The sequence below is a fragment of the Dyadobacter beijingensis DSM 21582 genome, assembly GCF_000382205.1.
GTDB lineage: Bacteria > Bacteroidota > Bacteroidia > Cytophagales > Spirosomataceae > Dyadobacter > Dyadobacter beijingensis.
Genome location: NZ_KB907788.1, coordinates 798,571 through 824,695, shown reverse-complemented (window position 1 = coordinate 824,695; position 26,125 = coordinate 798,571). Strand labels below are relative to the sequence as shown.

At 52.0% G+C, this 26,125-nt stretch carries 26 protein-coding genes; 18 read left to right on the top strand and 8 right to left on the bottom strand.

The features are described from left to right. Positions 1-35 precede the first annotated feature (35 nt). Together H144_RS0116950 and H144_RS0116945 are read left to right on the top strand one after the other, a co-directional pair. Positions 36-251, top strand: a complete 216-nt coding sequence (locus tag H144_RS0116950; RefSeq protein WP_033402726.1) for a hypothetical protein — start codon at positions 36-38, stop codon at positions 249-251. Beyond that, positions 248-1,066, top strand: a complete 819-nt coding sequence (locus H144_RS0116945; RefSeq protein WP_019943286.1) for an SDR family oxidoreductase — start codon at positions 248-250, stop codon at positions 1,064-1,066. Before H144_RS0116950 ends, H144_RS0116945 begins: the two co-directional genes overlap by 4 nt. 113 nt (positions 1,067-1,179) lie before the next feature. On the opposite strand, the gene H144_RS0116940 is transcribed toward H144_RS0116945, so the two are convergent. Continuing rightward, a complete protein-coding gene (locus tag H144_RS0116940; protein ID WP_019943285.1) occupies positions 1,180-3,630 on the bottom strand; it encodes an alpha/beta hydrolase-fold protein in 2,451 nt (816 codons plus the stop codon). Between the two features lie 202 nt (positions 3,631-3,832). Between H144_RS0116940 and H144_RS0116935 the strand changes: the two genes are divergently transcribed. Next, on the top strand, positions 3,833-4,189 hold the full coding sequence (locus H144_RS0116935; protein WP_019943284.1) for a VanZ family protein: 357 nt from the start codon (positions 3,833-3,835) through the stop codon (positions 4,187-4,189). Here the strand turns inward: H144_RS0116935 and pgi are convergent. The 4 genes from pgi to rluF form a co-directional block, all read right to left on the bottom strand. Then, entirely contained in the window at positions 4,186-5,835 is a 1,650-nt protein-coding gene (gene pgi, locus H144_RS0116930; RefSeq protein WP_026350762.1) for a glucose-6-phosphate isomerase, read from the bottom strand. The two genes, H144_RS0116935 and pgi, sit on opposite strands and share 4 nt — an antisense overlap. An 81-nt stretch (positions 5,836-5,916) precedes the next feature. Beyond that, positions 5,917-6,756 (bottom strand): sugar phosphate isomerase/epimerase family protein, encoded by an 840-nt coding sequence (locus H144_RS0116925; protein ID WP_019943282.1) that lies wholly within the window; start codon positions 6,754-6,756, stop codon positions 5,917-5,919. 69 nt (positions 6,757-6,825) lie between these two features. Beyond that, a complete protein-coding gene (locus tag H144_RS0116920; RefSeq protein ID WP_019943281.1) occupies positions 6,826-8,031 on the bottom strand; it encodes a heparan-alpha-glucosaminide N-acetyltransferase domain-containing protein in 1,206 nt (401 codons plus the stop codon). A gap of 86 nt (positions 8,032-8,117) precedes the next feature. Beyond that, the gene (rluF, locus tag H144_RS0116915) at positions 8,118-8,864 is read right to left on the bottom strand and encodes a 23S rRNA pseudouridine(2604) synthase RluF (RefSeq protein ID WP_019943280.1); all 747 of its coding nucleotides are present in this window, start codon (positions 8,862-8,864) and stop codon (positions 8,118-8,120) included. A gap of 160 nt (positions 8,865-9,024) precedes the next feature. Between rluF and H144_RS0116910 the strand changes: the two genes are divergently transcribed. Beyond that, positions 9,025-10,323, top strand: coding sequence for an acetylxylan esterase (locus H144_RS0116910; RefSeq protein WP_019943279.1), 1,299 nt, complete (start codon positions 9,025-9,027; stop codon positions 10,321-10,323). Positions 10,324-10,352: 29 nt separating this feature from the next. Next, complete coding sequence (locus tag H144_RS0116905; protein WP_019943278.1) at positions 10,353-11,657, top strand: Gfo/Idh/MocA family protein; 1,305 nt, start codon at positions 10,353-10,355, stop codon at positions 11,655-11,657. 107 nt (positions 11,658-11,764) lie between these two features. Here the strand turns inward: H144_RS0116905 and H144_RS0116900 are convergent, their stop codons facing one another. Both H144_RS0116900 and H144_RS0116895 read right to left on the bottom strand, forming a co-directional pair. Further along, positions 11,765-12,121: a hypothetical protein gene (locus H144_RS0116900; protein WP_019943277.1), complete on the bottom strand. Its 357-nt coding sequence runs from the start codon at positions 12,119-12,121 to the stop codon at positions 11,765-11,767. A 205-nt stretch (positions 12,122-12,326) separates the two neighbouring features. After that, positions 12,327-12,653 (bottom strand): hypothetical protein, encoded by a 327-nt coding sequence (locus H144_RS0116895; RefSeq protein ID WP_026350761.1) that lies wholly within the window; start codon positions 12,651-12,653, stop codon positions 12,327-12,329. A gap of 94 nt (positions 12,654-12,747) precedes the next feature. Here H144_RS0116895 and H144_RS0116890 point away from each other — a divergent pair, with 94 nt between their 5' ends. From H144_RS0116890 to H144_RS0116825, 13 genes are all read left to right on the top strand, one after another. Then, entirely contained in the window at positions 12,748-13,485 is a 738-nt protein-coding gene (locus H144_RS0116890; protein ID WP_019943275.1) for an electron transfer flavoprotein subunit beta/FixA family protein, read from the top strand. A gap of 35 nt (positions 13,486-13,520) precedes the next feature. After that, positions 13,521-14,495 carry an electron transfer flavoprotein subunit alpha/FixB family protein gene (locus H144_RS0116885; RefSeq protein WP_026350760.1) on the top strand — a complete coding sequence of 325 codons (975 nt, stop codon included), beginning with the start codon at positions 13,521-13,523 and terminating at the stop codon, positions 14,493-14,495. 343 nt (positions 14,496-14,838) lie between these two features. Continuing rightward, positions 14,839-15,432 (top strand): bifunctional nuclease family protein, encoded by a 594-nt coding sequence (locus tag H144_RS0116875; protein ID WP_019943272.1) that lies wholly within the window; start codon positions 14,839-14,841, stop codon positions 15,430-15,432. Positions 15,433-15,560: 128 nt separating this feature from the next. Further along, entirely contained in the window at positions 15,561-16,439 is an 879-nt protein-coding gene (locus tag H144_RS0116870; protein WP_019943271.1) for a cell division protein FtsX, read from the top strand. Between the two features lie 28 nt (positions 16,440-16,467). After that, positions 16,468-16,683 carry a DUF3098 domain-containing protein gene (locus tag H144_RS0116865; RefSeq protein ID WP_019943270.1) on the top strand — a complete coding sequence of 72 codons (216 nt, stop codon included), beginning with the start codon at positions 16,468-16,470 and terminating at the stop codon, positions 16,681-16,683. Then, positions 16,680-17,456 carry an undecaprenyl-diphosphate phosphatase gene (locus tag H144_RS0116860; protein WP_019943269.1) on the top strand — a complete coding sequence of 259 codons (777 nt, stop codon included), beginning with the start codon at positions 16,680-16,682 and terminating at the stop codon, positions 17,454-17,456. Before H144_RS0116865 ends, H144_RS0116860 begins: the two co-directional genes overlap by 4 nt. 309 nt (positions 17,457-17,765) lie before the next feature. After that, the gene (gene truB, locus H144_RS0116855) at positions 17,766-18,467 is read left to right on the top strand and encodes a tRNA pseudouridine(55) synthase TruB (RefSeq protein WP_019943268.1); all 702 of its coding nucleotides are present in this window, start codon (positions 17,766-17,768) and stop codon (positions 18,465-18,467) included. Next, a complete protein-coding gene (locus H144_RS0116850; protein ID WP_019943267.1) occupies positions 18,464-19,390 on the top strand; it encodes a bifunctional riboflavin kinase/FAD synthetase in 927 nt (308 codons plus the stop codon). Before truB ends, H144_RS0116850 begins: the two co-directional genes overlap by 4 nt. A 142-nt stretch (positions 19,391-19,532) precedes the next feature. After that, on the top strand, positions 19,533-20,915 hold the full coding sequence (locus H144_RS0116845) for a mercuric reductase (protein ID WP_019943266.1): 1,383 nt from the start codon (positions 19,533-19,535) through the stop codon (positions 20,913-20,915). Between the two features lie 111 nt (positions 20,916-21,026). Continuing rightward, positions 21,027-21,788 (top strand): ATP-binding cassette domain-containing protein, encoded by a 762-nt coding sequence (locus H144_RS0116840; RefSeq protein ID WP_019943265.1) that lies wholly within the window; start codon positions 21,027-21,029, stop codon positions 21,786-21,788. Continuing rightward, positions 21,788-23,365 carry an ABC transporter permease/substrate-binding protein gene (locus H144_RS0116835; protein WP_019943264.1) on the top strand — a complete coding sequence of 526 codons (1,578 nt, stop codon included), beginning with the start codon at positions 21,788-21,790 and terminating at the stop codon, positions 23,363-23,365. The genes H144_RS0116840 and H144_RS0116835 overlap by 1 nt, the downstream gene beginning before the upstream one ends. Next, on the top strand, positions 23,346-24,503 hold the full coding sequence (egtB, locus tag H144_RS0116830) for an ergothioneine biosynthesis protein EgtB (protein ID WP_019943263.1): 1,158 nt from the start codon (positions 23,346-23,348) through the stop codon (positions 24,501-24,503). Before H144_RS0116835 ends, egtB begins: the two co-directional genes overlap by 20 nt. Positions 24,504-24,513: 10 nt before the next feature. Beyond that, positions 24,514-25,458 carry an L-histidine N(alpha)-methyltransferase gene (locus H144_RS0116825; RefSeq protein ID WP_019943262.1) on the top strand — a complete coding sequence of 315 codons (945 nt, stop codon included), beginning with the start codon at positions 24,514-24,516 and terminating at the stop codon, positions 25,456-25,458. Positions 25,459-25,537: 79 nt separating this feature from the next. On the opposite strand, the gene H144_RS34720 is transcribed toward H144_RS0116825, so the two are convergent. After that, positions 25,538-26,092 carry a hypothetical protein gene (locus tag H144_RS34720; RefSeq protein WP_033402922.1) on the bottom strand — a complete coding sequence of 185 codons (555 nt, stop codon included), beginning with the start codon at positions 26,090-26,092 and terminating at the stop codon, positions 25,538-25,540. Positions 26,093-26,125: the final 33 nt, after the last annotated feature.

Sequence of the window (26,125 nt, the reverse complement as noted above, 5' to 3'; positions counted from 1 at the left end):
CAATCTAATCAACCATCAACAAAAAATCATCTCCTATGGACGCAAGAATCGCATTACCAGAATTGATGTACCTTTCTCCTACCACCCGCGAAAAAGCGGTCGCCATCGCGCAGGAATTATTGAGATCCACCAATATCTCCCCACGCGAGGCAGTTTCCAAAGCAATTCTGATTGCGAAAAACTGGGCGGTTAAAAATGTGAACCGCCGTGTTTGGAAAAAATTGAAATCCGTCGAAAAAGAAATGATATGATCGAACTGAAATTCAAAGATCAGGTTGTCATTGTGACTGGATCAAGCTCCGGGATTGGTAAAGCTTGCGCCGTGCATTTTGGTAACAACGGTGCGCATGTGGTCGTCAATTACAGCTCCAATGCGGAAGCAGGCCAGCAGGTGGTTGACGAAATCAAAGCCAACGGTGGAAGTGCCATTCTCGTGAAAGCGGATGTGAGCAAGGAGGAAGATGTAAAAGCGCTGTTCGCTGAAACGGTCAACCAATTCGGGCGCGTTGATGTGCTCGTAAGTAATGCGGGCCTGCAACAGGATGCGTCGTTCCTGGAAATGACTTTGGCGCAATGGCAGAAAGTGATCGATATCAATCTCACCGGCCAATTCCTCACTTGTCGCGAAGCAGCAAAACAATTTATTGCTCAAAACCAGTCGGGTACAGAAGTATCACACAGCGAGCTGGCGATCGGGAAGATCGTTCTGATGAGTTCGGTGCATGATGTGATCCCCTGGGCCGGCCATGTGAACTACGCGGCATCGAAGGGTGGCGTGATGATGTTCATGAAATCCATATCTCAGGAGCTTGCGCCGCACAAAATCCGGGTGAATTCAGTAAGCCCTGGTGCTATCAAAACGCCGATCAACAAAGAAGTTTGGTCCGACCCTGATAAATACCAAAGCCTGCTTCACCTGATTCCCTATAAGCGGATCGGTACGGCGCAGGATGTGGCAAAAGCTGTCGCCTGGCTCGCATCAGACGATTCCGATTATGTCAACGGCGAAACGCTATACATCGATGGCGGCATGACGTTATACCCCGAATTTGCCGATAATGGGTAAGGGTTTTAGGGAATAGGCTTTAAGCAGTAGGCTGTGAGCATTTAAATATTAAAGGCTGGATGTGAGCGTGTTATCGCTTGACATCCAGCCTTTTTTGCTTACAGCTTAAAGCCCTATTGCTCCACAAACTCCCCTTTTTCCACCGACCAGTCGTTTCCGAAGAAACCGGACATTTTCACTTCTTTGATCCCGTTCTTCAGCATATCTGCCGAGAAGATCATCAAATCAGGAAATCCACTGCCGCCGCTGAAATACTGGTTGGCATTTGCCGCCTGGAAACCAAGCTTACCCGTTCCCGAAATCACTGTAACGGAGGCAGTTTTGCTATCTGACCTTGGATAGATGAAATAGGTTGCCAGGTCATTGCCGGCATACTGCTTCCCGCCTACGTCGATCTTGCCATTGGTAACGGTTACCGGGCAGTTTTTCAAAACCTTATCCCAAGCCAGGTTGGTAGTTTTGTTACCGTAAAGAATCACACCGCGATCCTTAAACTGTTGAGGATCAAAGTCTTTGTCAGCCACAATGTCCACAGCGCCATTTCCCCGGTAGTACCACGATTCCGCATCGAAGGTCGCCTTTTCAAATGCCCACGCTTTCTCATCGGCCGTTCCGCCTGTCGCGTACACATACACCATCCGGTTTCGAAACGCGTCTTTCAAAGTTCCGCTGCGGCTTGCATTCTTTTCCGTAGCAGCCGGTGCGCCAGCCATTTTCCAGCTTCCGTCCTTTTTCAAGTAGATGGTTTCGCCTCCCTTCACTTCATACTCAACCGGCGTCTGACCGTCGAGGATAATTTTCAGATTCGAACCCGGCGCAAATGCGGCGAGATCCAGGGAAAGCAGCGCAACGTTCTCGGTAGTACCATCAATGCGCAGGTCTTTTTTGCTGCTAGTTAATTTTATCTGACTGTATTTCAAAGCATTAACCTGCTGATGCACACCTGCCCAGCGCATGGTGGAAGAAATACCGGGGTTCGCCGTCTTGAAATCGATCGAAGTCACCGTCGTGTCTTGCGGGATGAAATGCCAGTTGAAGAAGCTAAATATCGGAGGCCAGTCCACGCTGATATCACCATACCAATGCTCGCCGCCAATGTGTTCGTAGTAGCTGAAATCGCGGTGAAACTTGCCGAGAATGTCGCGCATCTGCCGCGCATACGTAACTGGCACCGTCCTGTCGGCGTCCCCGTGCGCGACGTACACGCCGAGGCTCTTGTAGTTGGACGTCAATGCCAACACGTTACTTGGATTGCTGGCCCTCAGCAACATAGCCTCGACGGGCGAGCCGGCGCTGTCAGGAATTACACCATCGTGAGAGCCGTAGGCCGCCAGGGTCGGGTAGCCGGCAGACGGCGCGATCGCCGCCCATTTCTCCGGATAAGTAGCACCGAGGAACCAGGTTCCGTGTCCGCCCATAGAATGGCCGGTCAGATATATACGCGTCGGGTCGGGATTGTACTGCTTTTTGGCAATGCTCAACACTTCCAATGCGTCCATCCTGCCCCAGTCCTCCCAGTTGAACCCACGCGGACGACGGTTGGTAGGCGCCACAAGTACACCCCAGTCTTTCGGCTTATACGCTCTTGCCTGGCTAATAGCCTGAACCTCAGCACCGTGAACGGAGAAAAACAATGCAGGCCTTTCAGTAGAGTTGCCCTTGATTTGCGGAGAAACCGCATAATATTGCACACTGCCGTCCAGCTCGCTCACGAATGTGCGGCTATATTGCTTACCGGCTTCAACGGACTGAATGGCGATCTTCGCCTGGTCAGTCGCCTTGCCATTTTGGAGCAGGTTGATCACCACCTCGTTCTTTCCCGTTCCGGTAACGCCGCTGCCGTCGACCAGCACGCCCACCTTACGGAACGACATCGCGGGTATGGAAGGCAGTTTTGTAACAATCTCTTTTCCAGCAACAATCGTTTTCATTTCGAGACCCGTCAACGCCTTTTTCGTCGTATTCGACACGACGATGCCCGTCCACAACGAATCATTTTTAAAACCCGGCACTACATCAGATATGGTAAGGTCCTCTGTATTAATGGAAACCGGCTTGGTCGGAAATGCAAGATTGGCCGTAATGCCGCCGAAACGACCGAAGCGCGCCACCCGCGCGTAGATTTCATTTTTACCCTTTTTCAGCAAAACCGGCAAATGCATCCAGCCATAGCGGTACATGTCGCCGCCCCGCGGTACCCCGTTCAGGAAAATCATGTCCTGACCGGTAATCGTAAGAATTGCCGCTTGTTCTTTGGGAGAGTCGTAGGTCAGGTAAACGTAACCATTCGAAAATGCATCACCCCGGAAGCGGTACGTCGAATCGGCTTTTACTTTTTTCCATTTAACTTCACCTGCCTTTACATCAGCCAGCAGTACGCTGCCTTCCTGCGGTTTAAGTGTACCTTTGTAAAGTTGATAAGCAAGCTGGTCTGTGTACAAAGCTTCGCGGCCATACTGGTGACAGGGCCCTACCGCCAAACCTTCCTCGAAGTGGTACACCGACTGCGCCTGGTTTTGGGATAAAACAAATAGTAATGAGAGTGTTGCAAAAATCCTTTTCATTGAGACAGGTTTAGTGATTTTGTTAAAAACTAAACTTAATAAAAAATATTAATAATAATGCCTGGGATTTTTAATTTACTCAAAATTTGTCAAAATAGGCCCTCATGGGGCGCAAATGCCCCTCTTAAGGCGGACATCAAATCAAAAATCAAAAAACTGGTCGTAACTTTCGGCTTAGTCCAACACAAATTCTATCTTAAAAATGTTACAATCCACAATCCAATTTATTGCTCAACGTCAGTGGCTTATATGGCTTTGGAGTTTTCTTATCTTGGTTGCGTGCACATGGCCGGGTAAAGATATACCCGCAGCACCCGTCGTAGGTTTTGATAAATTTGTCCACTCGGGACTCTTTACAGTATGGGCGATTCTCGCGCTGATTATTTACCCTGAAAAAAGCCGGTTGGTGGTAGGATTGGGAATGGCTTACGGGCTGGGGCTGGAATTTTACCAACAGCTTCTGCCATTTGACCGCACTTTTGACTGGTGGGACGCCGTGGCAGATGCTGTTGGTGTTTTAATCGGGTATGCTTTTACCAAACTGGTGCTGAAAAATTAGCGCCAGCGTTTGTATTGGTTAATCAATCCGTTGGTTGAACTGTCGTGGTTGGTAACCGGCCAGTCGTTTTGCAGCTCGGGATAAATCTTGTTGGCCAGCTGCTTGCCGAGCTCGACGCCCCATTGGTCGAAGCTGTAAATATTCCAGATAATACCCTGCACAAAAATCTTGTGTTCGTACATGGCGATCAGGCTGCCCAGGACTTTCGGGGTGATCTTCTTCACGAGGATCGAGTTGGTCGGGCGGTTACCGGAGAAAACTTTGAACGGCGCAATCTGTTCGATCTCCGCATCGCTCTTGCCCGCTGCCTTCAATTCGGCACGCACCTCTTCGTCGGTCTTGCCGTTCATAAGCGCTTCGGTTTGCGCGAAGAAGTTGGATAGCAACATTTTGTGGTGATCGCCCAGCGGGTTGTGGCTCACGGCCGGCGCAATAAAATCACATGGGATGAGCTTCGTGCCCTGGTGGATCAGCTGGTAAAATGCATGCTGCCCATTGGTACCCGGCTCGCCCCAGATCACCGGACCGGTCTGGTAACCTACCGGCTTGCCGTCGCGGCCGGTGCTTTTTCCATTACTCTCCATATCTCCCTGCTGGAAGTACGCCGCGAAACGGTGCATGTATTGGTCGTAAGGAAGGATGGCCTGCGTTTGCGCGTCGAAGAAATCGTTGTACCAAATGCCGATCAACGCGAGGATCACCGGAATGTTGCGTTCCAGCTTGGTGGTGCGGAAATGCTTGTCCATCTCGTGCGCACCCGCGAGCAGCTGCTCGAAATTCTGAAAGCCCACATAGCAAGCGATCGACAAACCGATGGCCGACCACAGCGAGTAGCGACCTCCTACCCAATCCCAGAAACCGAACATATTTTCCGGATCGATCCCGAATTTCTCCACTTCCGTCCGGTTGGTCGAAATCGCTACGAAGTGTTTCTTCACATGGTTGTCGTCCGAAGCCTTTTCCAGGAACCAGCTCCGTGCGCTGTGCGCATTGGCCATCGTTTCCTGGGTCGTGAAAGTTTTCGACGCGATCATGAACAACGTTGTCTCGGGATTGAGCGACTTCACGGTTTCCGCAATGTGGGTACCATCCACGTTCGACACGAAATGGACATTCAACCCATTCTTCGCGTAAGCCTTCAATGCCTCCGTTACCATTACCGGGCCGAGGTCGCTGCCGCCGATCCCGATATTTACGATGTCGGTAATTTCTTTCCCGGTGTATCCCTTCCAAGCACCCGACCGCACGCGGGTGGAAAAGTCCTTCATTTTTGCGAGCACCTCGTTCACATCCGGCATTACATCCTGGCCGTCCACCAGCACAGGCTCGTTGGAACGGTTACGCAAGGCAGTATGCAAAACGGCACGTCCTTCGGTCGCGTTGATTTTCTGACCGGTAAACATTGCCTCGATCGCCTCCGCCAGACCTGCCTCCTCGGCGAGCTGGACCAGGTACGAACGCGTGCGCGAGTTGATACGGTTTTTGGAATAATCCAATAATATATCCCCGAAACGAATGGAGAATTTTTTATGACGATCGGCGTCTTCCTCGAATAGGGTCTTTAAATGCTTTTGTGAAATTGTTTTGTGATGCGTTTTCAGCTTTTTATAAGCCGCCAACTGATCAAAGGGGACGTTTGATAGCATTATTTCTGGCGTTATAGTAAAAATTCAAACCTTGGAATTGCAAAAATAGGGTTTTACGGCACTTTATACGTGTTTTCCAGATTAACTCGCCTGGCAAACACCCCTGAAATATCCCACCGATTCGGCAATCCCCGCCAACGGTTCCTTCATATCTTTCTCATATTCAAGACTACATGAGCCCGTATATTTGATTTTGCGCAGCATTTTCACGAATGCAGGAATGTCGATAATTCCACGTCCCAGTTCACAGGTTTTACCCTCCTTGGTCGCTGCCGTCACATTTTTGAGGTGAATGTCGAAAATCCGCTTTCCGTATTTGCCCAAATCGGCTACCGAATCCTGGTTGTCACGTTTGTTGTGGCCCATGTCGAAGCAAAGGCCGACGCGCGGATCGAGGTCTTTTACGTGGTTGTACACCGAGGTCGCATTCGGGTATAGTTTATCCTCTGGTCCGTGGTTGTGGATTGCATACCGGATATTGTACTCTTTCACTTTTTGCTCCACGTATTTCAGGTCTTCGTGATTAGGAATGCCTACGATCAGGTCCACGCCGACCCGTTTGGCATAATCGAATGCGTTATCTATTTCCTGGTGGTTTTTCGTGTAAATCGGGCCGACGGCATAGCCGGTCACGTTTGCGTCTTTCAGCTTTTGATGAAAAGCCGTGATCTGCTCGGCAGTACTGTTATATGGCAAATGGAAATCCTTGATACACAGGTAATGAACATCCGTTTTCTTCATCATTTCGAGCGCCTCGTCGAGTTTGAAATGAACGAAACTGAAACCCGCGATGCCGAGTTTGAAAGTATCCTCTTTCTTACCCGCCACCTGGGGCGCATGGCTGGTTTCGGGAATTGAAATCATGCTGCCCGCCATCAGACCGGCGATGCCCTTCTTGACAAATGTTCTTCTGGAATTCATTCTGTTTGAATTGAGATGTATTGCTGTTTCAATAAAAGACGATGAGTCGGGAATTTACCACCTATCCCGTCATATTTTAAGTTTAACGCCAATCCGGTTGATCGCCCCGGTGAGCAAAATGACCAGCAATGAGAAGCAGGCAGATTTAACCAGCCCAATCCCTCCCGTCCGCACGGACATAGGCAGACTAATGCCGGCCAGCGTAATTACCGCATACCATATATAAGGGATCAGATAGCAGGTCAGCGTAGCAGTACCCGCCGGCTTGATCACATTCGCCCAGTTTTTGATCTTTTGTAAATCCACCAGCCAGAAAAAGAATGCAAAAGCCAGAAAGCTGATCCCCGTACAAATGCCCACCCAGGCAGGCGTCGCGCGGATTTTTGAAATGCCCCAGAAAGGCCGGGTACTGAACCCGTAAGCCAGGCAAACAACGCCTAACACCATCAATATCAGCAGGTAAGCACTACCAACCCCATTCTGGTTAGCCCGGTTTCTGTATACCACTGAGGCTACCACACCGCCCATGACAAATGCCGGCATCGACCCGCTACCGACAATCCAGACGTAATGCTTCACCGGATCGAGTAAGTCCAGCACGCCCGCAAAGTCGGCCAGGTTGAACAGCACAAAAAACAACCAGCCGGCAACAGCCCAGCCCAGCCTGTCACCCGTAAGCACATACGTGAGCGCGCCCAGCAGGTACGACCAGCCGATCAGCCCCAGAATGCCGTACCAATGCGTTTCCATCCACGCAGGATGCTCCGCATCGCCGCCTTTGTAAATGACAGCCAGCACCACAAGCAGCAGATAACCAGCCACTTTCAAGGCGGTATACAACCCTTTCTTGTCAGGATTGGACGGATATACATTCCAAATGAGGAAGAACGCCACAACCATTCCGATTTCCCAGACATATTTGCTCACCATCATCGCTTCGCCCGCGATGTTCTCGTAGTTCACGATGAATATGCCCATCAGCAGCAATGCGAATGTCCGTTCCAATATATGCCTGATTATTAATGCATTACTATCTCCCTTTTTTCTGCGGTTGGCAATGGCGAAGGGAATCGAAAGGCCTACGATAAAGAGGAATCCGGGGAAAACTACATCCGACAGCCCCATCGCATCTTCGGCGGCTTTGCTGTGTTTCAACCAGTCGGGCACGTCTTCGAGCGTCCAGAGGTCGTTTACAAAAATCATTAAAAACATGGTGACCGCCCGGAACACGTCGATGGAATCCAGGCGGAGCGAGGAAGAGGTAACTTTGGTCATCAGAAAGATAGGTTTAGGAAAACCGAATATAGTATTTTTTGCGCTTTCTGACGATGAGATCCCTCAATTTACGGCCACTTCGACGTTTACTCGTCCCATTCATCCAGGTGCGATCCCTCTTCCGTTTTCGTCGATTCCGCTACCGCCGCATTGATTTCCGCCATTTCGGCGGCCGTCAGGTTACGCCACATACCCACCGGCAAGTCCTCCAATGCCACATTCATGATGCGGACGCGTTTCAGTTTCGTGACATTATAACCCAGGAATTCGCACATGCGCCGGATCTGCCGGTTGAGGCCCTGGGTGAGAATAATCGTGAATACGAATGTGCTCTCTTTTCTGACAAAACACTTCTTCGTTACCACGCCGAGAATGGGCACGCCGGAAGCCATTTTTTGGACAAAATCAGGTGTAACAGGCTTGTTGACCGTCACGACATATTCCTTTTCGTGATTATTCCCGGCGCGGAGGATCTTGTTCACAATGTCGCCGTCGCTGGTGAGGAATATAAGGCCTTCCGAGGGTTTGTCGAGGCGGCCGATGGGAAAAATGCGCTCCTTATGACGGATATAGTCGATGATATTACCCTTAATGTGCCGCTCGGTGGTACAGGTAATGCCTACCGGTTTGTTGAATGCAATGTAAACGCCCGCTTTTTTCACCTTAAGCGGCTTGCCGTCGACGCGCACGTCGTCGCCTTCCGTGGCTTTGTCGCCCAATACCGCTTTCCGGCCGTTGAGCGTCACGCGGCCCTGTTCCACGAGTTTGTCGGCTTCTCTTCGCGAACAAAAACCGGTTTCACTGATAAACTTGTTGATCCTGACTGGCTCCAATGCTTTCCTATGCTATTTCCAATGCCTAATGGCGTATTAGCCGGCAAATTAATTCAAATCGTAAAAAAAATGGGGTTACATATAAAGATTCGCGCGCATTTGCCCTTTATCTCTCAATGCTAATCCAATCCGATCACAAAATAGAACAAATTGCCGGTCTATGAAAAATCGCTTTTTACTGAGTCAACTATTCATCTGGATAACCCTTCTTTCCCTGCACGCGCAGCCTGCGCGACGGCCTGTCGAAGTCATTGTCACCGCCGACCGCGACGACTGGACCTATAAGCCGGGGGATAAAGTACAATTTATCGTGAGCGTGCTCCGCAACGGAAATCCCGTCAAAAATGCGCAGATACGCTACGAAATCGGTCTCGAAAAACTCGAACCAACCATCAAGGAAACGAAAACCGCCGCAGATGGTACGTTAAAAATCGACGGAGGCACATTAAAAACTCCTGGCTTCTTGCGCTGCATTGCCTGGGCTACGGTGGACGGCGCCGAATTCCGCGGCCTCGCCACGGCCGGTTTCGACCCGTTGAAAATCCAGCCGACCGTCTACAATCCCCAGGACTTCGATACATTCTGGGACAATGCGAAAAAGGAACTGGCGGCCGTGCCGATGGACGCTAAAATGACGCTCCTCCCCGACCGCTGCACCGAAAAAACGAACGTATACCACCTCAGTCTGCAAAATAACCGTCCGGGCGTACGTGTGTACGGGATTTTGAGCGTGCCTAAAAAGGAGGGTAAATACCCGGCGCTCCTGCGCGTACCCGGCGCCGGCGTCCGTGCTTACTATGGCGATGTGACTACCGCCGATAAGGACATTATCACGCTGGAAATCGGCATTCACGGCATTCCGGTGATCATGGACCCGAATGTGTACCTCGATATGGGCCAGGGCGTACTTAATGGCTACCCGGCTTACAACCTGGATGATAAGGACAAATTTTACTACAAACGCGTGTACCTCGGATGCGTTCGCGCGAACGATTTCCTCGTGAGCCTCCCGCAGTTCGACGGTAAAAACCTCGCCGTAACCGGCGGCAGCCAGGGCGGCGCATTGTCCATCATCACCGCCGGCCTCGACCCACGTGTGAAATGGCTTGGCGCATTCTATCCCGCATTGAGCGACGTAACGGGCTACCTGCATGGCCGCGCAGGGGGATGGCCGCATTATTTTGACAAAAACGGCGTCAAAACCAACAATACCAAGGAAAAACTGAACACTGTGGGCTATTATGACGTAGTCAATTTTGCACGTCGCGTGAAACAGCCGGGACTTTACATGTGGGGCTTCAATGACGAAACCTGCCCGCCTACTTCCATGTACGCCGCTTATAATGTCACTACCGCGCCCAAGGAATTGAAATTGTACCTAGACACCGGCCACTGGACCTACTCCGACGAACGCGACCTGATGAACAACTGGCTCGTCGAGAAGCTCAAAGGCAAATAATATTTCAAAGCAAACCGGAACATACATTTATGGATCGCAGAACATTCATTGAAAAGTCGGCGCTGGCCGGGGCCGCATTCTCCTCGCTCCCGCTTCTTACGGCGTTGAAGCGCGCGTCGCCATACCGGACGGCGCTGATCGGCGCGGGCTGGTGGGGTACTAATATCCTTCGCTGCGCCGTGCAGGCGGGTGAGTCCAAGCTGGTGGCATTGTGCGACGTTGACCAGAACCAGCTGAAAACCTGTGCCGAAGTTTTTGCCAAACTCACGCCCGACAAGCCGAAGCTGTACAGCGACTTCCGCGAAATGCTCGCGAAAGAGAAGCCGGAGATCGTGATCGTGGCGACGCCCGATCACTGGCATGCGTTGTGCTGCATTGCCGCCATCGAATCCGGCGCGCATGTGTATGTCGAGAAGCCGATTTCTCATACCATTAAGGAAGGCCGCGCGATGGTGAATGCCACGCGCAAGCATGGGCGCATCGTGCAGGTAGGCACGCACCGCCGCGTATCCCCGCATAATGTGTCGGGGATGGAATTTTTGAAATCCGGCAAAGCGGGCAAGATTGGTATGGCGCGTGCATTTGTACATTACGGTGGCGGAGCGGGTCAAAAGACACCGGAATCGGAACCGCCCCAAGGCCTGGACTGGGATTTTTACTGCGGCCCGGCCCCGCTCGTACCTTATAATAAGACGATCCACCCGAAAGGATTCCGGAATTATCTCAATTTCGCCAACGGTACGCTCGGCGACTGGGGCATTCACTGGCTCGACCAGGTATTGTGGTGGTCGGAGCAGAAATACCCGAAAAAGATCTACTCCACCGGCGGCCGCGCCATTCGCCAGGACAACACCGACGCTCCCGACCACCAGGTAGCCGTGTACGATTTCGACGGTTTTACATTGGAATGGGAGCACCGGAACTTCGCGGCGAACAATGCCGAGAAAACCCATCCGAACCAGGCCGTGGGCGTTTACTTCTACGGTACGGAAGGCACCTTCCATATGGGATGGCTCGACGGCTGGACGTTCTATCCGACTAACCCGAACAAGCCGGTCGTGCATCAGGACGCGCAGCTTAATAAGCCGGACGACCAGAACATCCAGCAGCTCTGGGCCAATTTCCTCGAATCGATCAAGAGCAATAAGCCGCCGATCTGCGAAATTGAAGTGGGGCAACGATCCACGAATGTGGCGCTTTTGGGGATGCTTTCCTACAAACTGGGACGCAGCATCGTGTGGGACGGCGAGAAAGAAACCATTCCCGGCGACGACGAAGCCAACAAACTCCTCAGCCGCAGCTACCACGGGGAATGGAAATACCCGCAGGTGTAAAACGTCAAGCGGTCAGGTGTTACCAGAAGTCGTCAGTTATTGTGATTAAAACAAATCCTGCTGACTACCCTGGATAATACCTGACCGCTCCTGACAATGAACGACAATTAATCGATTTTAACTACCTCGGCAGGGATGTTATACTGATCCACCGCCTCGCGTGCAAACCGCACGTGCCCGCGCGGGGCCATCAGGTACAACTTCGCGCCCTTCATGTTGGCGAGTTCGCTAAGTAGTTTCCATTTGGAAATATAACCACGCATTTCATCCGTTTTTACACAGACTTCCAGATAATGGCGGTTAAACATGCTTACGCCGGTTACATCGGGTGTAAACCGTGTGTTGTCGGCCGCCCGTTCATAGGACTTGGGCGTTTCGTACCCCTCCATGTTTGCCTGGATTTCTTTAAACCCGTGCGATTGTGCCCACTTTACCACCAGCGGGATGAATGCTTCCTTTTCCATAATATGAGTTAACTAATTTTCCCGATCGGACCTGGTCAGATCAGCAGAACGCATCGTGACAGATCCGACCTAACCAGATCGAACCGAAATTCTTTTACAAAATCAATCTTGACGAGCAGGGAAGATGGTGCAGGGAAGATGATCGAAGTAGTGCAGGAATTTTCAGGAAAGATAGCCTATTTTACCCTAAATACCTATTTTTCGGTCAATCTTCCCATTCATCCAGGAAATTGTTATAAGCCGACAGCAGTTCGCGGTGCGTTTTGGCATTCTTTTGCGCAAGCGCCAGCTCCAAACCCTTCCGGTAAACGTCGTCGGCCTTTTCTACTTTTTCCAATGCAGCAAAAAATGCGCCAGCATGGTAATAAGTGGCCAAATAATCAGGATGTTTTTCCAAAAGTTCGTCAAAAAAATGCGCTGCCTGCCGCAAATCGGACTTGCTGTACTCGATCGCCAGTGCGTACGCATTGAACGGATCGGCAGGATCTTCTTCGTAAAAAGCGACCAAATTGGCGAGTAGGGAGTTATTCATCGATATTATTATGCTTGCATACTGTTTACTTTTCCCTTAATTTGCCCGGGCAAAGATATTCTCATCAAACGTAAAGAAAAGTAACCATACCATCATGAAAATACTCGTTTGTATAACCAATGTCCCCGATACAACAGCGAAAATAAGCTTCACCGACAACGACACCAAACTGAACAAAAACGGCGTGCAATTCATCATCGGACCATACGATGACTACGCGCTCGCCCGTGGTGTGGAATTGAAGGAACAGCTTGGCGGCAGCCTTACCGTGCTGCACGTAGGCGAGGCCGACGCTGAACCGCAGATCCGCAAGGCCCTGGCCATCGGCGCCGACGACGCCATCCGTGTGAATGCCGATCCGCAGGATTCGTATTTCGTGGCTGCCCAAATCGCGCACATTGCCCGCCAGAACGGCTACGACCTCATCCTGATGGGCCGCGAATCGATCGACTACAACAGCGGTGTGGTGCATGGGCTCGTGGGTGAAATGCTGGGTATTCCCTCCTACTCGCCCGTGATGAAGCTCGACCTCGACGGCGGCAATGCCACCATTACCCGCGAGATCGACGGCGGCAAGGAAGTGCTCAAAGCACCGCTTCCGCTCGTGCTGGGGTGCCAGGAGCCTATCGCCGAATGGAAAATCCCGAATATGCGGGGCATTATGACGGCCCGTACCAAGCCGCTGAACGTCGTGGAACCGGTTGCGGTGGACGATATGACGGTGCCGCAAACCTACAAGCTGCCTGCACCGAAGGGCGCATGCAAGATGATCCCGGCCAGCGAGGCCGAGACGCTGATCAGGCTGCTGCAAACGGAGGCAAAAGTGCTGTAATGCCCCCTATTCTTCACATTTAAATGCAAATGATCATGTCAGTCCTTATATATGTAGAACTCGATAACGGTTCGATCAAGAAAACATCATTGGAAGCCGTGGCCTATGGCGCGAAAACGGCGGAAAAAACCGGCGGCCAGGCGGTAGTGCTGGCGCTCGGAAAAGCCGATGCCGGCGAACTCGAAAAAGCGGGATTGTACGGTGCTACCAAAGTACTCCACGCCTCCGATGCAAAATTGGAGCACGAAAACAGCCTCGCGTACGCGGACGCGCTTGTGCAGGCAGCCCAGCAGGAAGGCAGCCAGATTATCATTCTTTCCAAATCCGGCCTCGGCGACGCGATGGCGGCACGTGCGGCGGCAAAACTGAAAGCGGGCGTCGTCTCCGGCGTCACCGCATTGCCCGAAACCGACGGCGGTTTCAAAGTGACCCGCGCCATTTTTACGGGAAAAGCATTCGCGACGACGGAGATCAAATCGGATATTAAAGTACTCGTCGTCCGCAAAAACGCCATCGAAGTGGACGAGAATGGCCTCGGCGGCGGTAGTGCGGCCGTGGAAGCATTCGCTCCCGCACTGCGCGACAGCGACTTCACAGCCAGTGTCGTAAGCGTGGAAAAAGCCGATTCGGAATTGTCGCTGACGGAAGCGGAGATCATCGTCTCCGGCGGGCGCGGCATGAAAGGACCGGAGCATTGGCAGCCATTGCTCGACCTGGCGAAGGCATTGGGCGCGGCGACCGGCTGCTCCAAGCCCGTTTCCGATCTCGACTGGCGTCCGCACCACGAGCATATCGGGCAAACGGGCATCAAAGTAGCGCCTAACCTCTACATTGCCTGCGGCATTTCCGGCGCGATCCAGCACCTGGCGGGCGTGAACGGCTCGAAATGCATTGTGGTGATCAACAAGGATCCCGAAGCACCGTTTTTCAAAGCGGCCGATTATGGTATTGTCGGGGATGTTTTCGAAATATTGCCCAAACTGACGGAAGCCGCTAAAAGCCTCAAATAGGATTACCAGGCCTGCTTTTTCAAATTAATTGATTAAAAGGCATTTAAAAAAAGGGCTAAAAATCAGTTGGTTAACTTTTTTTAAATTTCGCTCCGGCAAAGCCCGGCCCATCTTAACCCTTGCCGCATTTTTTTATGCAGCAAGGGTTATTTATTTTTGCACCTTTCATTCCGCCGATGGCGTTTTTTGAACAGGAACACTTTGCAAAATTTACTTGTTAATGCGTTGAAAATCAACACGACTTCAACCGGCAGGTTAGCATTTAAATTTAAAGACAACCGGCATCTGATAGCCGGCGAGATATTCACCACGACTGTTAACCATTTGCGCATTTAATTTAAACGTGAAAAAAATCAAGTTAGAAATTCTGGGGCTCTCACCAAGCCAATCCCAAGCCGGTTCGTTTGCATTGGTACTTGGAGAAGAACTCGGCAACCGGAGGCTGCCCATTATCATCGGCGTATTCGAAGCCCAGGCCATTGCCGTCCAGATTGAAAACATAGTACCCAACCGCCCGATGACGCACGACCTGTTCAAGTCGTTCGCCGACGGCATGAATTATACATTGAAGGAAATCGTTATTTCCGACCTCAAAGAAGGCATTTTCTACGCCAAAATCGTTTGCACCGACAACCTCCGCGAAGTGGAGATCGACGCCCGCCCTTCGGACGCGATCGCGATCGGCCTGCGGTTCGACATTCCTATATATACTTACGAAACCATTTTGTCGGAAGCCGGCATCGTTTCCAGCTCCATGACCGAAGAGGAAGAGGACGACGAAGAAACGGTCCGTGAAACGATCAAGCCAAGTGGCTCGAAAGATTCGCTGCGCGACCTTAGCTACGACGAATTGCAGCGTATGCTCGACGATGCCCTTTCGAAAGAAGATTACGAGAAGGCCGCCAAGATCCGCGACGAAATGGGAAGACGCAACTAAGACCGCCATTATCGTTAAAAATAGTTAAGGATTGTCCTTCGAAGGGCTGTTTTGAAATTTTAATCCTTATTTTTGCCCGAGTCGTATTCCAGTAAACGAACCCACGACGAGCGAAATCCTACGCTGTTATGCCGAAAAAAAAGAAGATCGGGAGTTATCCCAACGCGATGATCGTGATGAGCCTGACGGCTGCATTATTCCTGATCGGTTTTTGCGGGCTCCTGGTAATCCAATCCAAAAAACTGGTATCCATTATCCGTCAGAACATCGAAGTAAGGGTGTTCGTCAACAAGGAAGTTTCCAAGGCGGGACAGGACTCGATACTGAACATTATCCAGGCCAAGCCTTTTGTATTGAGATCTGCCGAAACAAAAGCGATTACGTTTGTTTCCAAGGAAGAAGCTGCCAAAGAATTCATCGAAGGCACCAAGGAAGATTTCGCCACGTTTCTCGGCGAAAATCCCCTGCGCGACAGTTACCGCGTGAAAATCCAGGAAGATTATTTCGAGGAAGCGAAGCTGGCGCAAATCAAAAAGGAGCTGGACCAGGTGAAGGGCGTTTACGAGGTGGTGTACCAGGAAGACCTCGCCGACAATATCAACCGCAACGTGACGAAAATTTACATCGTGCTCGCGAGTTTCGCGCTCATTATGCTGATTATCATCGTATTGCTGGTTAACAATACCATTAAACTAGCCATTTATTCCCAGCGCTTCCTGATCCGCAGTATGCAGCTAGTGGGCGCCACGAATGGCTTTATCCAGAAACCCTACGTACTGCGCGGTGCCATTCAGGGATTGGTAGGCGGCGTTGTAGCGGCGCTCCTGCTCATTGGATTGCAACAGCTGGCGGTGCGCAATGTGGAAGGCCTCGCGCTTTTGCAGGAGTACGACAAAATCGTGATCCTCATTGTTTCCGTGCTGGGCCTGGGCGTAGCCATCGGCGTGGCGAGCACTTACCAGTCGCTGGCGCGTTACCTGCGCATGGCGCTCGACGATTTATATTGATCTCAACAGTAACCGATAAATAAACGTTATGAGTACTTCAAAAAATGAGCTCCCATTTTCATCATCCAATTATGTGATGATGCTGGTCGGGATTGCAGTAATCCTCGCAGGCTTCCTGATCATGACATTCGACGGCGAAGAGTTCGGCTTCGGCTTCCTTGGCCTGACATTGGGCCCCCTGATCACCATTGCGGGCTTCATCATCGAGTTTTGGGCGATCTTACGTAAACCCGCTAATTCATGAGTATCTGGCAGGCCATCATTTTAGCGATTGTTGAAGGAATTACCGAGTTTTTGCCCATCTCTTCTACCGGGCACATGATCATAGCCTCCTCGTTCATGGGGATCAGCCACCTGGAATTCACCAAAATGTTCACGGTCAATATCCAGTTTGGGGCTATACTTTCCGTACTCGTATTGTATTGGAGGCGTTTTTTCCAGACAACCGATTTCTATTTCAAACTTTTTGTAGCATTCCTGCCGGCAGCCGTGATCGGTTTCCTGCTGAACGATTTCATCGACGCATTGCTTGAAAACGTGTGGGTTGTATCCATTTCGCTGCTTTTGGGCGGTTTCGTCCTGATTTTTATCGACCGTATTGCCAACGATACCCGCGAAAAGGTGATCACATTCCCGACCGCATTGAAGATCGGTTTTTTTCAATGCATCGCGATGATCCCCGGCGTTTCCCGCTCGGCTTCGACCATCATCGGCGGTATGCTCAATGGCTTGTCGAGAAAGCAGGCGGCCGAGTTTTCGTTCTTCCTCGCCGTGCCAACGATGGCCGCAGCGGGAGGTTACAAGCTCCTGAAAACCTACGACACCATCCAGAAAGAAGACATTCAGACGCTGCTCATCGGCAATGCCGTCGCATTCGTCGTGGCCATGCTGGCGATCAAGTTCTTCATCAGCTTTTTGACCAAATACGGCTTCAAAGTCTTCGGTTACTACCGCATTATCCTCGGCCTGATCCTGCTCGGTCTGCTGGCATCGGGATATCAGTTGGATGTTGTTTAAAAGCTGACGGCCGACCGCCGACGATCGACCGCCGGTTCTTTGGCCTTCGGCCTGCAATGCGCGTCCTTCGCAGTACAACAGTAATCGGCAGTCGGCCGTCAGCCGTCGCAGGTCAAGAACTCACTCATCGGCAGTCAGCGGTCGGCGGTCAAGAGCTCACTAATCAGCAGTCAGCGGTCGGCGGTCAAGAGCTCACTAATCAGCGGTCGGCCGTCAGCGGTCAAGAGCTCACTAATCGGCAGTCAGCCGTCAGCGGTCACAAACTCACTCATCAGCCGTCAGCCGTCGGCGGTCAACCATTTCCCCGATTTGAAACAAGAAGAAAACATACCCGACGAAGGGGAGGTCATCCTGATCGACAAGCCATTGACATGGACTTCGTTTGACGTGGCCAACAAGCTGAAAAGAGCTTGCAAATTCAAAAAGATAGGCCATGCAGGTACGCTGGACCCGCTCGCTACCGGCCTGCTGATCCTTTGCACCGGCAAAAAAACCAAGCAGATCGATACCTACCAGGCACAGGAAAAGGAATACACAGGTACAATGGTGCTCGGTAAAACGACGCCGTCCATCGACCTGGAAACCGATTTCAATGCGGATTACCCTACCGACCACATTACGCCCGAAGTGCTCGAAACTGCAAGGCAGCAGCTTACCGGGCCCATCGAGCAGATCCCGCCGATGTATTCCGCCATCAAAATCGACGGCGTGCGTGCGTACAAGCTCGCACGGCGCGGCGACGAGGCCGAAATCAAGAAGCGGGCGGTAGAGATCAGGCTGTTCGAAATCGACGCGACCCATTTTCCTTCCATCGATTTTAGGATCATTTGCACAAAAGGTACTTATATTCGCAGTATCGTTCGCGATTTCGGGGTGCTGGCGGGCAGCGGGGCTTATATGAGCAAGCTCTGCCGGACCAGGATCGGGGATTTCGAACTGAAAGATGCCTGGGAGCTCACTGCTTTCATCCATCAGAAACGAGTAGCTTTGAATTTGGAAGTTGACGAATGAACATTTATCATAGCCTGGATTCCTTTGAAAAACTGGAATATGGCGTCGTAACCAGCGGTACTTTCGACGGGGTACATCTGGGACATCAAAAAATACTGGCCCGCCTGAAAGAAATCACGGAGCAATCGGGCGGCGAATCGGTGGTACTGACCTTCTGGCCGCACCCGCGCATGGTGGTATCCGAGGACAGCCAGGGCTTGCAACTGCTTTCGACGATCGACGAGAAAATCGAGCTGTTTTCTAAACTCGGCATTCAGCACCTGGCGATCGTTCCTTTTACGCGCTCCTTTTCCGAACTCACTTCCGAAGAATTTATCCGGCAGGTACTGGTAGAGAAGATCAATACCAAAAAGCTCGTCATCGGCTACGACCACCGTTTTGGCCGCAACCGGGAAGGCAGTTTCGAGTTTTTGCAAAAGAACTGCTCGGAATACGGCTTCGAAGTGGAGGAAATTCCCAGGGAAGATATCGAACATACGGCCATCAGCTCGTCGCGCATCCGCAAAGCATTGATTACCGGGCACATACAAGAAGCTAACGAGTTGCTGGGCCGCGCTTACTCGTTGTCGGGTACTGTGGTAAAAGGGAAACAACTCGGTCGCACGATCGGCTTCCCGACGGCGAACCTGTATGTCCACGAGGATTACAAGCTCATTCCGATGAATGGCGTTTATGTGATCAACGCGGTGTACCAGGAGCAGGTGTACAAAGGCATGCTCAACATCGGCGTCCGCCCGACGGTAGACGGCACCGTTCGCACCATCGAAGCGCACCTATTCGACTTTGACAAAGAAATTTACGGCGAAGATCTGAAACTGGAATTACTTCATTATCTTCGTCCCGAACAGAAATTCAATGGGCTGGATATGCTCGTGAAGCAGATCGGAATCGATAAGGAAAATTCCCTCGCCTGGTTTGCCTGATACTTCGAGAACTCATTTATACTACTCATACAGTTTAATTTGACGAAAGCGTGCTCTAACCGGCACGCTTTTATTATGCCTATACGTAAATAACGGACCGGTCCCGCTTTTTACGCTGATCCCGGTTGCCAACCTTTTCCATATGAAACATTACGACGCTATTGTAATCGGTGCGGGCCAGGCTGGCACGCCGCTTTGCCGCAAACTGGCCGAATCGGGCCTGAAAACAGCATTAATCGAAAAAAGATGGGTCGGCGGAACCTGCGTGAATGACGGCTGCTCGCCCACCAAGGCGATGGTCGCTTCGGCCAAAGCGGCCTGGTCTGCGCGGCATAGCGATGCCCTCGGCGTGAGCGTCGGCGGCATTACCATCGATTTCGACGACATCCGGCAACGCAAGGACAAGATCGTCACGATGATGCGCGGCAATTCGGAAAAGCGCATCCAGGATACGGAAAATCTCGATCTGATCTACGGCACGGCCCGTTTTTCAGGTAAAAAGGAAATCACCGTCACATTGAACGAAGGCGGGACTGAAACGCTGACCGCCGATAAATTCTTCATCAATACCGGCCTGCAACCGGCCATTCCCGACATCGCAGGCATCCGTGATATTCCTTACCTCACTTCGACGACCATCATGGAACTGCCCGAAGTGCCGGAGCATTTGCTCATCCTCGGCAGCGGGTACATTGCATTGGAGTTCGGGCAAATGTTCGCGCGGTTCGGCAGCAAAGTCACGCTGATCGAGCCGTCGGAGCGGATTTTGAAGAAAGAGGATGAAGATATTGCCAAAGAAATCGCGAGAATCCTCGCCCAGGAAGACATTGAAATACTCACTCACACCGAGGCCGTCCAGTTCGCGCGAAAGGGCGAAATCATCACAGCCACGCTGGAAAGTAAGGGCACTAAAAGTCAGCGCTCATGTACGCACGTGCTCGTAGCCGCGGGCAGGGAACCGCAAACGCACTCGCTCGGGCTCGAAGCGGCCGGAATTTCGGCGGACGAGCAGGGCCATATCCAGGTGAATGCCCGACTAGAAACCTCCGCCGAAGGCATTTACGCATTGGGCGACGTGAAGGGCGGCCCGGCATTCACCCACGTTTCTTACGACGACTACCGAATCATCGTTCAGCAGGTTATCGAAAAGAAACCGGCCAGCATCGAAGGCAGGCTCGTCCCCTATTGCATTTTCACCGACCCGCAGCTGGGCCGTGTGGGCATAACCGAGCAGGAAGCGCGGGAAAAAGGGCTGGATTTCAAGGTGGCCGTCCTCAAAAACGACAGCGTGGCACGCTCCATCGAAACCGGCGACGAACGCGGGATGATGAAAGCCGTGGTAGATGCAAAAACCGGTAAAATCCTCGGTGCAGCCGTACTGGCCGAAGAAGGGGGCGAAATCATTACCATTGTGCAACTGGCCATGATCGGCGGCATCACGAGCGACCAGCTCAGAAACGGCGTCTTTGCCCACCCTACCTATGCCGAGTCGCTCAACAACCTTTTTATGACGCTCGACGCATGAGCCCGTTTGCTTTTTTCTTCGGAAATGGATCGTTTTTCGGCCCGTTTACGTAGAAAAGGAACATGCAAATCCTTTTTGCATCCCTAAACCACGTACCTGTTCACAAACATCATGATCGTTGCCGACCACATCAGCAAGCATTTTAATGGTAATGAGGCAGTTAGAGATGTTTCCTTCCAGGTCGGGGAAGGTGAAACGATGGTTCTGCTGGGCACGAGCGGCTGCGGCAAGACGACAACACTCAAAATGCTCAACCGCCTGATCGAAGCGTCATCGGGCCGCATCGAGATCTTCGGTAAAAACATCGCCGAAGAAAAACCGGAAATACTAAGGCGGTCGATCGGCTACGTGTCGCAGAACAACGGCCTGTTCCCCCATTATACCGTCGCCCAGAACATTGCCGTGGTACCGAAGCTGCTCAAATGGGCCGCGGCCGACATTGAGGAGCACACCGCGCGCCTGCTCGAACAGCTGAAACTCCCCGCCGCATTCACAGGCAAATACCCTGGCGAGCTCAGCGGCGGCCAGCAGCAGCGTGTGGCCATCGCCCGGGCGCTCATTGCCGACCCGCCAGTATTGCTCCTCGACGAGCCATTCGGCGCACTCGATCCCGTAACACGCGCGAGCGTACGCAAGGATTTTGCTGAATTACCGGCATTGAAACGCAAAACAATGGTACTCGTTACGCACGACGTACACGAAGCGCTCGACATGGGCGACCACATTTGCCTGATGGACAAAGGCGCCATTGTGCAAAAAGGCACACCGGGCGACCTCCTGCTCAGGCCTGAGAACGAGTTTGTCCACGCATTTTTCGGCCGGCAGCTTGAAGATATTTCCCGCATTTACGAACGCATCCGGGCACAGGAATAATGGAAGAGCAGCAAAGTTTATGGGTGTTTATGGCACAGCAATCGGGTAAGCTGTGGAGCCAGACCGTGGCACACATCGGCCTGACGTGCATTTCGCTGTTCATTGCCATCGCCATTGGCCTGCCCCTGGGCATCTGGATCGCCCGCCGGCAAAAGGCAGCCTGGCTGGTGCTCGGCATCGCCGGCGTGTTGCAAACCATTCCCAGCATTGCATTACTCGGCTTTATGATCCCGCTGTTAGGCATCGGCGCGCTGCCTGCGATTACCGCGCTGTTTCTGTACGCGTTGCTGCCCATTATCCGCAACACCTACACGGGCATTACGGGCGTGGACCCGGCCGTAACCGAGTCGGCAAGGGCGATGGGAATGACCGACTGGCAGCTGTTGCGGAGCATAGAATTGCCGTTGGCGATGCCGGTGATCCTTGCGGGCGTTCGCACGGCTACGGTCATTAATGTGGGCGTGGCGACACTCGCGGCTTACATTGCGGCGGGCGGCCTGGGCGAGTTCATTTTCGGGGGCATTGCATTGAATAACACGCAAATGATCCTGGCAGGCGCCATTCCGGCCGCATTACTGGCAGTACTGCTCGATTTTTTGCTTTCACTAATACAAAAAACGGGGCTGCGCCGAATGCGCAAAGTGTCCGTGGTACTGCCTGTATTATTGCTCGCACTGTCGTCATTTTACCTCATACCCTATACCAAGGGCAATTTCCTCGCCGGTTTCACACCCGAATTCATGGGACGGGAGGATGGTTATCTGGGCTTGACATCCAAATATGGCCTCGACATTCCGACCGTCGTGATCAGCGATGCGGTGATGTACAAGGCCGCATTCGAGCGAAAACTCGACGTGATCAGCGGGTACAGCACCGACGGGCGCCTGAAAGCATTCGATCTGATCACATTAGACGACGATAAGCACATTTTTCCGCCCTATTATGCCGCGCCCGTCGTGCGTGCGGAGGTTTTGGGCCGCTTTCCCGAGCTGCAACCCGTATTGGAAATGCTTACCGGCCATATCAACGACTCGATCATGACGGAGCTCAACTATCGCGTCGATTACCTGAAACAGGCCCCCGAACGCGTCGCGCACGATTTTTTGCTTTCCAAACATCTTTACCAAAAACCGCGGGGGGGACGAAAGGGGACCATCCGCCTGGGCTCGAAGATTTTCGCCGAGCAGTACATTTTAATTAACATGTACAAAGAACTGATCGAAGGCAATACCGACCTGAAAGTGGATACCAAAACCGGCCTCGGCGGTACGAAAATATGCTTCGACGCATTAACGAACGGGGAAATCGACATGTACCCGGAGTACACCGGCACCGGCCTGCTGGCTGTCCTGAAACCCGGGCGCAGGCAACTGCAAAACCTGGGCGGCGATCGGGAAAAGGTGTATAATTTTGTCAAGAATGAATTTTTAAAACAATACAGGCTGCAATGGCTCCGGCCAATCGGCTTTAATAATGCCTATGCGCTCATGATGCGGCGCGGTCAGGCACAATCCTTGAATATCCATTCCATCACCGATCTGAAAAACTATGCAACTAATGGAAGCCACCGGCATTAGGGAAGCATTTCACCGTGTCAGAAAACATTCGGAACACATTTGCGCCCCGCTCGAAACGGAGGATTATGTGCCGCAGCCAGTCGGGTTCGTGAGCCCGCCCAAATGGCACCTCGCGCATTCGACCTGGTTTTTTGAAACATTTATCCTTAAACCCAATGTGCCGGATTACCACGTGTACGACCCGGATTTCAACTATTTGTTCAACAGCTACTACAATAATGTGGGCGAGCGGACGCTCCGCACGGACCGCGGAAACGTGACGCGCCCGACCACAAAGGCCGTATACGCCTACCGCGCGTATGTGGACGCGCAAATGGACGAATTCCTCGAAGACCTCACCGATCCCGCGATTCACGCATTGGTGGAGCTCGGCCTGCACCATGAACAGCAGCACCAGGAGCTGCTCGTTACCGATATTAAGTATATTCTCGGCCATAACCCGCTTTTCCCCCTCTACCGCCAAGGCAACAACCTCGTAGACGGCCAGAACACCGAAACCGGCTTCCTGACGATCCCGGACGGCATTTACGACATCGGCCACACCGGCGACGGTTTCTGCTTCGACAATGAGCTGGGCCGTCACAAAGTGTATTTACACGAATTTGAGATCAGCAAGGCATTGGTCACCAACGCCGAATACCTGGAATTTATGGAGGCGGGCGGTTACCAGGACTTCAACCTTTGGCTGGATGAAGGCTGGTCTTGGATAAATGAAAACGGCATTTCAGCACCGATGTACTGGCACCGTGTAGATGGCGTGTGGCATTACTTTACATTGGGCGGCTTGCAGCGCGTGAATCCCGATGCGGTACTGAGCCATATCAGCTTTTTCGAAGCCGCCGCATTCGCGCAATGGAAAGGTATGCGCCTCCCGACGGAGTTTGAATGGGAAATTGCTGCTGCCAACCTCGACTGGGGGCAGCGCTGGGAATGGACCAACAGCGCGTACCTGCCTTATCCGGGCTTTTCGAAGGCGCCCGGTGCGGTAGGCGAATACAATGGAAAGTTTATGGTAAATCAAATGGTGCTGCGCGGCGCATCGGTGGCGACCTCGCCCGGCCATGCCCGCAAAACGTACCGGAATTTCTTTCACACACACGAGCGCTGGCAGTACACAGGCATCCGGCTTGCGCGATAATGAACAGATTATGACAGACTTACAAACTTTTGCCAGGGACATTCACAAAGGACTGTCGGCACCACAAAAGCACATTTCGAGCAAATATTTTTACGACGATATCGGCAGCGGCATTTTCCAGGACATCATGAAAATGCCGGAATACTACCCTACTCCCTGCGAATTCGAGATTTTATCGCTGCAAGGCGGGAATATGCTCGACAAGCTGAATTTCGATGAGCCCTTCCAGGTCGTGGAGTTCGGCGCGGGAGATGGTATCAAGACCCGCCAGCTGCTTAAAAAGCTCGTGGAGCGCGGAACGGAATTCACCTATGTGCCCATCGATATTTCGGCGAGGGCCATCGAGGAACTGGTCGCGAATATGCGGGCGCATTTGCCGGAAATACGCATAAGCCCCATGATCGGCAACTATTTTACGATGATGGAGGAGCTCTCGCAATCGCGTGTTCCGAGCCTGCTGCTTTTTTTGGGGGGAAATATCGGCAATTATGAAAATCAGGAAGTAAAAAGCCTGCTCGCCGATTTCCGCAAATGCATGAACCCGGGCGACTACCTGCTCACCGGGTTCGACCTTCAAAAGAACCCGGCCACGATCCGCTGTGCCTACGATGATCCGAAAGGCATTACCAAGGCATTCAACATCAACTTGTTACACCGCATTAACCGGGAACTGGGCGGCGGTTTCAAAACGAACCAGTTCGATTTTTATTCACATTATAACCCCGTGAACGGCGAAGTGCGCAGCTACCTCGTGAGCCTCGTCCCGCAGCGGGTTCATGTGCAATACCTCGACAAATGCTACGATTTCGACCGTAACGAAATCATCTGGACGGAACTTTCCAAAAAATACACCTTACCGGAGATCGAAAGCGTCGCCGAAACGAATGGCTTCCGGGTGGTAGAGCATTTCCTGGATTGCAAGGCCTATTTTACCGATAGTCTGTGGACATTGTAACTTCGGGGGATTTAAATAAACGAAGCGGCCGGAGCGATTTGTGATCGCCCCGGCCGCTTTGTTTGCAGAGTCAAACAGCCTAGTTACTCGATACAAATTTGTTGAACCGGCTTTCCTTACCGTCTGCGGTTTTCTCCTGGTAAAGGAATTCCAGTTTGCTATCATCGAATTTTTGGAAAAACTCGTCCCAGCTGATTTCTTCGAGCGAATCCTCGCCGCTGTAACCCGGGAAATCGATACGCAGAATTCCCCCGCCATCTTTCTTTTTGGCGGTGCCCTTCACGACCGAAGGAACCCCGCCACGCTGCTCCACCCAATGGCGAATGGTATCGTGGTCGCGGGTCGAAGTATTCGATTTTGAATCGCCGGCAGATTTTTTCGATGAGCCGGATTTTGCGCTGCCCGAAGATACTTTTTTACCTGCCGCACGTGCCGAAGCGGTAGTGTCAGCAGCCGATTTCGTCTTGGCCGATGACTTCGAAGCGGTTGATTTCGTGGTGCTTTTGGTTGTATCCTTCGTGGCAGCTTTGGTCGTCGCTTTGGCGGTTGTGGCCTTCGCGCCACTGCTTTTTTCGGCAGCCATCGCCTTCATTTTAGATGGGGCTTCCTTGGTGTTGCTCTTTGTAGTAGCCATGGTTTCAGTTGATTGATTGAGCACCATTACCAT